The organism is Extibacter sp. GGCC_0201 (assembly GCF_017566055.1).
In the GTDB taxonomy this organism is placed as follows: Bacteria; Bacillota; Clostridia; order Lachnospirales; family Lachnospiraceae; genus Extibacter.
In genome coordinates this window covers 1-9,738 of record NZ_JABFCH010000047.1, presented here as the reverse complement: position 1 = coordinate 9,738, position 9,738 = coordinate 1, and the positions used below count along the sequence as shown (strand labels likewise).

Genomic DNA, 9,738 nt, shown 5'->3' with positions numbered 1-9,738 from the left:
AACAAAGTGTGCAATTAGATTAGTTTCTTAATTACACACTTTATCTTACACGACCTTCTTAAATATCAAGAATGTTCCTCTATTTTATAACTTCTTTTTATTAAGCCTCTAAATCACATATATTTTCTACCATCCAAGAGTATAGAATATCTGTAGGAACCGTCTTTTCATGTCCTTGTATTACGGCATGTCTAGCCCTTCGGATTTCCAAATACTTTCTTGCGTCCTGCCCTATAAATGATTGTTCCAGTCTTAACATTACTTTCTGATACTCCGCTATCATAGCAGCATAAATCTGGATTTCTTCTTCCGGCTTTTCTTGTGCTGCTTGTTTCTGATTTTCCAGCCGCTTTAACAATTCCCCACACTCTTTGACCATTGTATTCATCTGCCTTCCCCCTTTTCATAATACTTTATATGGTTCAGACAGCATCAACTGGGAAAAAGTTTTATGAAATTACTGTTTTGGGGGTTACGGAATACTATAAACCAATTTTTTTAATTCTTCCTGCCAATCTGTTTTATCAGAATAGTAAACGGAACCAAGCACATTTTCCTTATCTAATGGGAACCGCCCCGATGAACAGATAATGATTGGGATATGTAATTTCAATGAGTTGATAAAGTCAATCAGCAAAACGCCTGCCTCTGAAAGCTCACTTTTGCCCTGACTATCGGGGAAACACATATCAGTTACTATTAATTCGAATGGCTCATTTTCTTTACAACTTTGTTCAATTTTCTTTTTCGCGTTCTCTAATGTTTTTTCCCGGAAAACCATAGAAATTTTACATTCTTCTAATACTTTCTTAATTTTGACATATTTGAAAACCGTATCTTCTACAATTAAAACTTTCATAGAGCCATATCTCCTTTTCATTCTTGTTTTATCTGTATTAGCGTTCTACATTGAAGCCCGAAAAACACCAGACGAATTGATAACGAAATATCATAGCACTTAACAAAAGCTGACTTCTCCATTTTATGGAACGTCAGCTTTTTCTATTTTATCTAACCATATTTATTTTTTGTTGGTTGGACCTACGTCCAACCAACCAGTGCTAGTGGGGGGCAAGCCCCCAAACCCCATTCCCATCCATGAAAAAAATAAAAGCTTTTTTACTTTCTTCTTAACTCCTTCTTCATTTATAGATTCAGCTATTTCCCCATCCTTGTCAATTTTATTTCACATGTTTTAATAATAATTAATCAAATTGTAACATTTCAAAATGCCATCATGTACGGAAAGACTAACTATTAAAAGTCAAGTCAAAAAATGAATTTTTTGAATGAATTGTAGAAATGCATTTCAGATAAATTAGTACCTTGAATACTGCATGACAAATAGAGCATCTTTACAGGTGCTCAAAAGGAGATATTTATATTTAAAATCTAAGCTGCTTTGATGTAAGATTGCCCTGGTCTTTGTAACTGGTAAATCACTCTTACAAGTTTCTTGGCTCATGTGATATGGCAACATTATAGTGCTTACCTTCAGAACGTTTCTTCTCAAGGTAGGCAGCAAATGTCGGATCCCAATGACAAACATACTTCGTTGCATTGTATAGTGCATAGCGAAGGTAGCGAGAACCTCGCTTTTCCATGTGGGAATACGATGATTCTAGTTGCCCTGACTGGTAAGTGGATGGAGACATTCCGGCATAAGCAAGTATCTTATCGGGAGAATCAAAACGAGAGAATTCGCCAATTTCAGCAACAATCATTGCACCCATACGATAGTTGATTCCAGGGATGCTAAGGAGGGGAGCGTTTATCTCATCCATGATGGATTTGATTTCATTTTCAATCTCATCAATCTCGACAGAGATTTCCTGAATCAGTTTGATGGTGTGCTTTAGTTCCAGAGATTTAGCTGGCATATGTGAGCCGATGGAGGTTCTTGCGGCTTCACGGAAAAGGATTGCAGTATCTTTTCCATAGCGACCTTTAGAAGAAACAGACAAGAGATTTGTCAGTCTGGTAAGGTGAGAATCGGCAATGGCAAATGCACTTGGAAATTCAGAAAGAAGTGCATAGACAGATGCCATATGAAGTGTGGGAACCAGCTTCTCCAATTCAGGAAAAAGGATGGTCACGAGACGAGAAATAGACTGCTTTAACTGCGCCCGCTCTTTTACCTTATCAAAACGGTATCTGGTTAGTGACTTGAGTTCTTTGTTGTGGTAAGATGTGTCTGAGCAGGACTTTAAGTTCACATCAGACATGAGCATTGTAGCAATCATATGGGCATCAACTTTATCCGTTTTCGTCTTTCTAAGGCTTAGACTTTTTCTGTAAAGATTGGTATGTAACGGACGTAATCTTCTGATAGAGTTCATCAAAACCCTCTCGGTTGTTTGGAATAGTAAATGCTTTAAAAAGCACTTCACCATCTGAATTGGTGATAAAGCAATCATGCTTATCCTTGGCAACATCAATTCCTGCGTATATCATAGCAAAACTCCTTAAAAGTATTTGATACTGTTTGGAACCCACGGGTACTCTCTGCGATTGTAACCTCGTTCTAAATAAACCGTCATGCGGTATCTAACTGATTAACAAATATACAAAGAGACTGTGGTTGGAGCCTTTCTGAAACCATCAAGTAGTAGGAGGTGACGAACCAATCCACAGTATCTCCAACAGTATATCATACTGTTTTGTATAGCATACAGTCCTTGGAGAGGGACTATAAACACTACTACTATATAATACGAGGAGTGTGATTCATATGAAAAAACTTGATACGTGTGAAATGCAAGTGCTGAATCACACTCTGGAAAAGCAAATTAAGCATGTTAAGTCGTTGCTTTTGGACATAAAAAATGATAGGATTGACCTAGCATATGTTCAGAAATTAATAGATATGAACAAGAAAGAGATTTTAGAAATTCACAAACAGAAATTCAAATTTTGGCACGGTAAAAACGGTAATTGGAATACTTACTTACCAAAAGAAAATATCGAGCCACCATATGGGAGGTTGGTATCTAAAGTAGATGAAGATAGACTAAATAAAACAATCATTGATTATTACATCAAAGAGGATAAAACTGATATTGTTCCAGTATTTAAACAGGTATATGAAATGTGGCGAGAGGTGAAAAATCTGGAACTTAGTGATAATTCCATCTTACGATATGATTCTGACTATGTAAGATTTTTTGAAGGTTCTAATTTTGAAATGCTCCCAATGAGTGAAATTACTGAAAACACTATCAAAAAATTTATGTTGGAGAATATTACAAATTTGAAGTTGTGTCGAGGCGCATGTAAAAAACTGTTGGGTTATATCCGAAATACTGTAAGATATGCCCGTATAAAAAAAATCATCACAGATAACCCCGTGGAATTTCTTGAACTGAAACAGTTTAATAGGCATTGCACAGAAAAGGAGAAACCGATTGAAGAACACTTTTTTGTGGATAATGAGCTTTTAAAGATTCAAAAGGGGTTGAATGAACTATATGATGATAAGCCTCTGTATATTCCTCGATATGGTGTTGAATTAGCTATTTTAACAGGTATGAGGGTTGGTGAAATTGCATCGCTTAAATGGACAGATATTAATGCTGACTGCATTCGGATACATACATCAGTCAAACATAATCGGCTAAAGAATGAGTGTTACATTGATACAACTAAGACAAAAAGGGGAAGGGAATTCCCAATGTGTGATGAAATAGTAAGCCTTTTGAAACGAATTAAAAGTATTCAAGAAGAACATGGGTGCTTATGTGATTTTATCTTTACCAATTGCGAAGGTGGATATATCAGCGGCCAACTTATTAGTGATTGCATGAAACGACTAACGAAGCACCTAGGAATTCATGGCGGTGGAATTACCGCATTAAGAAAAACGATTAATTCAAATCTAAGACATAATGGTGTTCCTGTGACTATAGTAGCCAGTATGCTTGGTCATTCACCAGAAGTCAATGAAAAGTATTATACTTATGACACTTCAAGCCTTACTGAAAAACAAAAAATCATCAAAGACAGAAATGCGAAAGTAACTTCTTTGGTCTCCTAAACCTTAAGTAAACTTAAGTAACTTTTCTATCTTTGACAATTCTCATAATCCCCATAAAATGGGGGTAAAATCGGGGTAACAGGATTCGAACCTGCGACCTCACGGCCCCCAGCCGTGCGCTCTAACCAAACTGAGCCATACCCCGTCACTTTTATCATTATACTCGAATCTTGTCGTATTTTGCAACCCTTTCGTCTATTTTTGTACTTCTTTTTTCATTATGCTCAAATTCTGAAAAATCAAAACCAAATCCACAACATATTTCACATATTTATGTTAAAATAAATCTATTACAGCATGCACATAATTATAACTGTTGAACTGCTAATATTCAATAAGGTATACTTATTGAACTGCTAATGTTCAATAAGGTATGCGAAAGGAGTATGCAATATGAAAGTTATCGTAGTAGGCCCTAGAGGAAAGATGGGGAAATTAATCACGCAGATTGCTGCCAGCCGGAATGATATGGAACTTGTGGCAGGTGTTGCGCCTAAGGGCAGAGAATACATAGGGCGCGACCTTGGGCAAGTGGCCATGACGGGCTATGATCTGGGGGTACTGGTCGTAGATGACCTGGCATCTGTCATTGATTCCTGTGATGTCATCATAGATTTCTCCACAAAGGAAACGGCTATGGAAGTATTGAATCTTGCCATTGCGCATAAAAAAGCACTCGTGTGCGGTACGACCGGTTTCAGCGCGGAAGAGATGCAACGTTTTAAAGATGCATCTGCCTACATTCCGATGCTTTATGCGGCAAACACTTCAAAGCTTGTCAATGTAATGAATAAGCTACTGGAAGTGGCTGCCGCATCCATCGGAGAAGAGGCTGATATCGAAATCTTAGAAATGCATGACCAGTGGAAGAAAGATGCTCCGAGCGGCACGTCCAAAGAGATGGGTGAGATTATCGCACATACGATGGGGCGGGAACTGGAAGATATAGCAGTATATGGCCGTCATGGCGTCTCCCCGCGCGAAAACGGGACAATCGGATACCATTCCCTTCGTGCAGGTAACATACCGAGCAGCCACACTGTATTTTTCGGCTTTATGGGGGAGCGTCTCGAAATTACTCATCATTCCTATAACTGGGAATGTTTTGCCCGGGGAGCATGCGACTGCGCTGCTTATCTGGCTGATAAAGAGGCAGGCTTCTATACTATCAGAGATGTCTTGAATCTATAAAAAAACATCATCAAATTGCTTGCAATTATAAGATTCCAGTAGTACAATTGTATTAATTTAATAATACAATTAATTTTTAAAGGGGGAAGAACCATGATATTAGTAAACACAGATTATATAACCGGAAAAAAATTTGAGATGATTGGACTCGTCCGCGGGACTACCATACAGTCGGTACATATGGGCAAGGATATCATGAACAGTTTCAAAACACTTGTAGGCGGAGAGCTTACTTCCTACACCGAGATGATGAACGAAGCCAGAGCTATCGCTACCAAGAGAATGGCTGATGACGCAGAGGCCATGGGGGCGGATGCAGTAGTCAATATCCGTTATGCTTCCAGCCAGGTGATGCAGGGAGCAGCAGAGATTATGGCATACGGAACAGCTGTAAAATTCATCGATTAGATTAGCCTGGTTAAAAGGGACACGTTAAATGCAGTTGGGGACGGAGGTTATTAAAACTTCCCCCGTCCCCAACTGCATTTATTTTGTCCATTTCTATATCCTGTCTTTTACAAGGCTCATGTCTTTTTCTGCCATGCGTATCAGTTCCAACCGCCTTATCCTTAAGTCCAGATCGTTTCCTGTCAGATATTCATAGACGCTTTTCGGTACAAGATGGGCCCATTCCTCATCCATAGCGATACAGCGCCTTATCCACGATGCTGTAACGCCCTTCTCTTCCTGTTCTCTGCGCCATAGTATCTCCATCTCAAGGCCGAGGCTTCTCAATATCTTGTACTTCTCCTCATCCCACTCGTCACAGATTCCCATATAGTATACAGCGTCTTGTGGCGCATACTGCAGTATATAGTCAGGCCTGTTGATTGGAAACGGAATAAACTCATATTCTACATCTAGTACATTGAACTCACGGAGTGCACCGCGAATCATCTGGCATCGTTCATAATAAGTCAGCGGGTTGGCAGATTTTGCGGAACGATTTTCATCATTCACCGTCTCTCTCACATAAGTATTATCAGGATTCGTCAGCCCGATATACAGCTTATTGCATCGCATTTTCGCTGCGAGCAGGTATTCCATATGTTTTAGATGAAATACCTGGAACCTTCCGTTAACAACTCCTGTCGCCACCATATGCCTCTCCCCTTTTATCTGTACGCGTTCAGCCTTCTACCTTCATAGTATACACTGTTAACCGTTTAAAATACAAGCATTGCACAAGTTTGCTATTTGCGGTTCGCAGGTTCCACTTCCACTGCTTTGCCCTTGATCTTCGTATGGTTGACCGAACTCAGTACCTCTTTGGCATACTCTCTCGGAACTTCTACAAATGTGTACTTGTCATACATATCTATCGTGCCCACTACCTTGCCCGGCATTCCACTCTCTCCGGCTATCGCTCCCAGAATATCTCCTGGTTTTGCCTTATGCTTTTTCCCGATATTTATGAAGAGGCGGACCATTCCAGGCTCCTCTGCACCTGTGTCTTCAAAATTATCCACGTCATTTTCTTCAGCGGTCCCGGTGCACATCTTAAGAAGTGCTGCCGCAATGTCCATGCTCGTATAGTCCGTATCATTGATTTCTTCCTGAACAAGCTGGATAAAGGTGCCTAAATCTTCCTGCTCTATAATACGTGAGGCTTCTTCCATTACTTTTTCCATCTTTGTATTAGCCACATCATCAAGAGACGGAACCTTCTGTGCATATATCTTTGTCTTGCAGTAACGCTGGATTTCTCTCAGCTTATATACTTCTTTGCCCGATACAAACGAGAAGGAACGTCCCACACGACCGGCACGGCCTGTCCTTCCGATACGGTGTACGTAGTATTCATCGTCCTGCGGGAGATCATAGTTAAATACAGCCTCCACTTCTTCAACATCAATCCCTCTGGCCGCGACATCTGTTGCTACGAGGATATCTGTCTTCCCACTTCTGAAGCCCTGCATGACACGGTCACGCTGCGCCTGTTTCAAGTCGCCGTGAAGTCCCGCGGCGAAGTATCCTCTGCCAAGCAGTCCATTTACGAGAATATCCACCTGCTTCTTCGTATTGCAGAACACGACCGAAAGCTTTGGATTATAGATATCCAGCAGCCTTGACAGCACTTCCTCTTTATTCTTAGGCTTCACCTCATAATAAAACTGTTCAATGTTAGGTACCGTCAGCTCTTTTTTGGTCACCTTTACAATTTCGGCATGCTTCTGGAACTTTTTCGTAATATCCAGTATCGGCTTCGGCATAGTAGCAGAAAACAATACCGTCTGCCGTTCCTCCGGAACACCCTCCAGAATCGTCTCAATGTCCTCACGGAATCCCATGTTCAGCATCTCGTCTGCCTCATCCAGGACAATCGTGTGCACATGCTCCATTTTCACAGTCTTCCTCCGCATATGGTCCATGACACGACCCGGCGTCCCTATCATGAGCTGGACACCACTCTTCAATGAACGTATCTGCTTCACTATCTCCTGTCCGCCGTAAATCGGAAGCACCTTGATTCCATGCATATAACCAGCCAGCGTACGAATCTCATCCGCCACCTGGATGGCAAGCTCTCTCGTCGGGCAGAGGACAACTGCCTGCAGCTTCTTGCTCTTCGGATCAATCTTTTCCAGCAGCGGAATACCGAATGCTGCTGTCTTCCCCGTTCCCGTCTGTGCCTGACCGATGATATCCCTGCCCTCCCGGACAAGTGGGATAGCCTTAGCCTGAATCGGAGAAGCCTCCTCAAAACCCATCTTCTTCACTGCCTTCATAATCTCAGGGCATAAATTTAATTCTTCAAATTTTACTGTATCCATCTACAATTCCTTTCATTTTCCAAAGGGGTCAGACCCCTGCTGCGTCAGGGGTCTGACCCCTTTGGAAATTCTTTAAGTTGTCTGATAATTTACTGATGCAAGGTCTCTTATTATCATAAAAATACTCTCTACTTGCTAACCAAGTAAAGAGTATTCACAAAGTCCCGAGTGTTATCATAACACATTTGTCTTTTATTTGTCTACACTTTTTTCAAATGGCATGCTGATTCATATTGCTGTCTTGCATTTATGTTACATCTGTTTAGCGGCTGTGCCGGTGTCTCCTTCCGGCCTTTCAAAGTACCTTGTGAGCAATGTATCGTCTCTTAACAAGTCTTCTACCGTCTCAATCCCGAGCTCTTCCAGCACTTTTCGTACGTAAGGATTCTCAAGTGGTGTTTTAAAGGGAGATTTCTGACCGTATTCATCTACAAGCCTTGTCCCTTCTTCTTTTTTAAGGACTGCTTTTGGTCCGCCGACACATCCGCCGATACACCCCATTCCTTCAAAAAAGTTGGCATCTGTCTCTTTATTTTTAATTCTTTGAATCATAGCCATGCATTCCTTTGTTCCGTTGGCCTGTTCACTCTGTACTGCAATACTTCTGTCAGGTCTCAGCTGCTCTACCATCTCAGAGACCGCACGGCTTACACCGCCAGTCCTTGCATAGAGGCGTCCTGCTTTGGAGGCATGTTCTTTCCTGCTGTCTTCCAGTTCTTCCGGATGGATGTCCGCTGCCCGGAAGATATCCATGACCTCCTGAAAGGTAAGCACATGATCCACCGCGTCACAGATGTCCGGTTCTTTTGCTTCTTTCTTCTTAGCAAGACATGGGCCTGCAAATACGGTGACTGCATCCGGATGGATCCTCTTTATCATGCGTCCGCAGGCCACCATCGGAGATACCGCTCCAGGTACGTGCGGCATCAGCTCATGATATATCTTACGTATCATCGCTATCCACACCGGGCAGCAGCAGCTCGTCAGCTGATAGTCTCCCTGTTTCTTAACATGCCGGTCAAATTCCAGCGCTTCCTTCAACGTAAGAATGTCCGCAAAGAGTGCCACCTCTACCATACCGGTAAATCCCAATGCCTTAAAAGCCTTCCGTAGCTGTCCCGGGGATATCTCCTCGCCGAACTGTCCGAGAAACGCCGGGGCCACCATCATATAGGCAGGGCCTTCTGCTTCTCTCACCGCCTTCATGGCAGGGAGCACATCTCTTCCTGCGCTCAGATGCTTCTCTTCACATGCATCAATACACACGCCACAGCCAGTGCACAAGGAAGGATTGATTCTGGCCTTTCCGTCATCGCCAACCTCAATCGCGTCAAATATACAGCTCTGAAGACAGGCCCGGTCATATGCACATTCTTTGCACTCCACATCCTGAATCACAGGCGGATACTTCTCAGGATGAAGCAGACAGTCCAGGTGCCGTGGATCATATTCTGCCGGCAAAGGTTCCTCAAGTGTTATCTTACGTTCCAGAACCGCCTGGTAAAGTTCCTCAAATGTTTTCATATCTAATCCTCTTTCTTATCCGTAGTAGCAGCAATCAAGCTGCCTTTACAGACATTATTGACGAAAAGAGGTCGTTTCATCCATTGGGAGTTATTACATTCACCTGGAGGGCTTATATAATTTTATACTCAGAAATTTATGAAATAGGGGGTTAAGTAAAATGGCTGCGGACCGGGAGCCGGGTGGCATCTGCTCCGATGCGTCCGAGGCTCCGAC

Annotated in this window: 8 protein-coding genes, 1 tRNA gene and 1 pseudogene; 3 read left to right on the top strand and 7 right to left on the bottom strand. The window is 42.0% G+C overall.

Going from position 1 to position 9,738, the window contains the following annotated elements; translation table 11 throughout:
* Positions 1 to 100 precede the first annotated feature (100 nt).
* From HJV72_RS18545 to HJV72_RS20400, 3 genes and pseudogenes are all read right to left on the bottom strand, one after another.
* Positions 101 to 388, bottom strand: coding sequence for a hypothetical protein (locus HJV72_RS18545; protein ID WP_208073301.1), 288 nt, complete (start codon positions 386 to 388; stop codon positions 101 to 103).
* Positions 389 to 472: 84 nt separating this feature from the next.
* Complete coding sequence (locus HJV72_RS18540; protein WP_208073299.1) at positions 473 to 859, bottom strand: response regulator; 387 nt, start codon at positions 857 to 859, stop codon at positions 473 to 475.
* 533 nt (positions 860 to 1,392) lie between these two features.
* Positions 1,393 to 2,454, bottom strand: a pseudogene (locus tag HJV72_RS20400) (IS110 family transposase).
* Positions 2,455 to 2,731: 277 nt separating this feature from the next.
* Here HJV72_RS20400 and HJV72_RS18530 point away from each other — a divergent pair.
* Complete coding sequence (locus HJV72_RS18530; RefSeq protein WP_208073297.1) at positions 2,732 to 4,033, top strand: tyrosine-type recombinase/integrase; 1,302 nt, start codon at positions 2,732 to 2,734, stop codon at positions 4,031 to 4,033.
* A gap of 70 nt (positions 4,034 to 4,103) precedes the next feature.
* On the opposite strand, the gene HJV72_RS18525 is transcribed toward HJV72_RS18530, so the two are convergent.
* Positions 4,104 to 4,178 (bottom strand) — tRNA-Pro (locus HJV72_RS18525).
* A 248-nt stretch (positions 4,179 to 4,426) separates the two neighbouring features.
* Here HJV72_RS18525 and dapB point away from each other — a divergent pair.
* Positions 4,427 to 5,224: a 4-hydroxy-tetrahydrodipicolinate reductase gene (gene dapB / locus HJV72_RS18520; protein WP_208073295.1), complete on the top strand. Its 798-nt coding sequence runs from the start codon at positions 4,427 to 4,429 to the stop codon at positions 5,222 to 5,224.
* Positions 5,225 to 5,317: 93 nt separating this feature from the next.
* Positions 5,318 to 5,632, top strand: coding sequence for a YbjQ family protein (locus HJV72_RS18515; protein WP_208073293.1), 315 nt, complete (start codon positions 5,318 to 5,320; stop codon positions 5,630 to 5,632).
* A 93-nt stretch (positions 5,633 to 5,725) separates the two neighbouring features.
* Here HJV72_RS18515 and HJV72_RS18510 read toward each other — a convergent pair whose 3' ends face one another.
* The 3 genes from HJV72_RS18510 to HJV72_RS18500 all read right to left on the bottom strand — a co-directional run bounded on the left by HJV72_RS18510 (position 5,726) and on the right by HJV72_RS18500 (position 9,522).
* Positions 5,726 to 6,325, bottom strand: coding sequence for a nicotinate-nucleotide adenylyltransferase (locus tag HJV72_RS18510; RefSeq protein WP_208073292.1), 600 nt, complete (start codon positions 6,323 to 6,325; stop codon positions 5,726 to 5,728).
* 92 nt (positions 6,326 to 6,417) lie between these two features.
* Positions 6,418 to 7,998, bottom strand: coding sequence for a DEAD/DEAH box helicase (locus HJV72_RS18505; protein WP_208073290.1), 1,581 nt, complete (start codon positions 7,996 to 7,998; stop codon positions 6,418 to 6,420).
* A 252-nt stretch (positions 7,999 to 8,250) separates the two neighbouring features.
* Complete coding sequence (locus HJV72_RS18500; protein WP_208073288.1) at positions 8,251 to 9,522, bottom strand: [Fe-Fe] hydrogenase large subunit C-terminal domain-containing protein; 1,272 nt, start codon at positions 9,520 to 9,522, stop codon at positions 8,251 to 8,253.
* Positions 9,523 to 9,738: the final 216 nt, after the last annotated feature.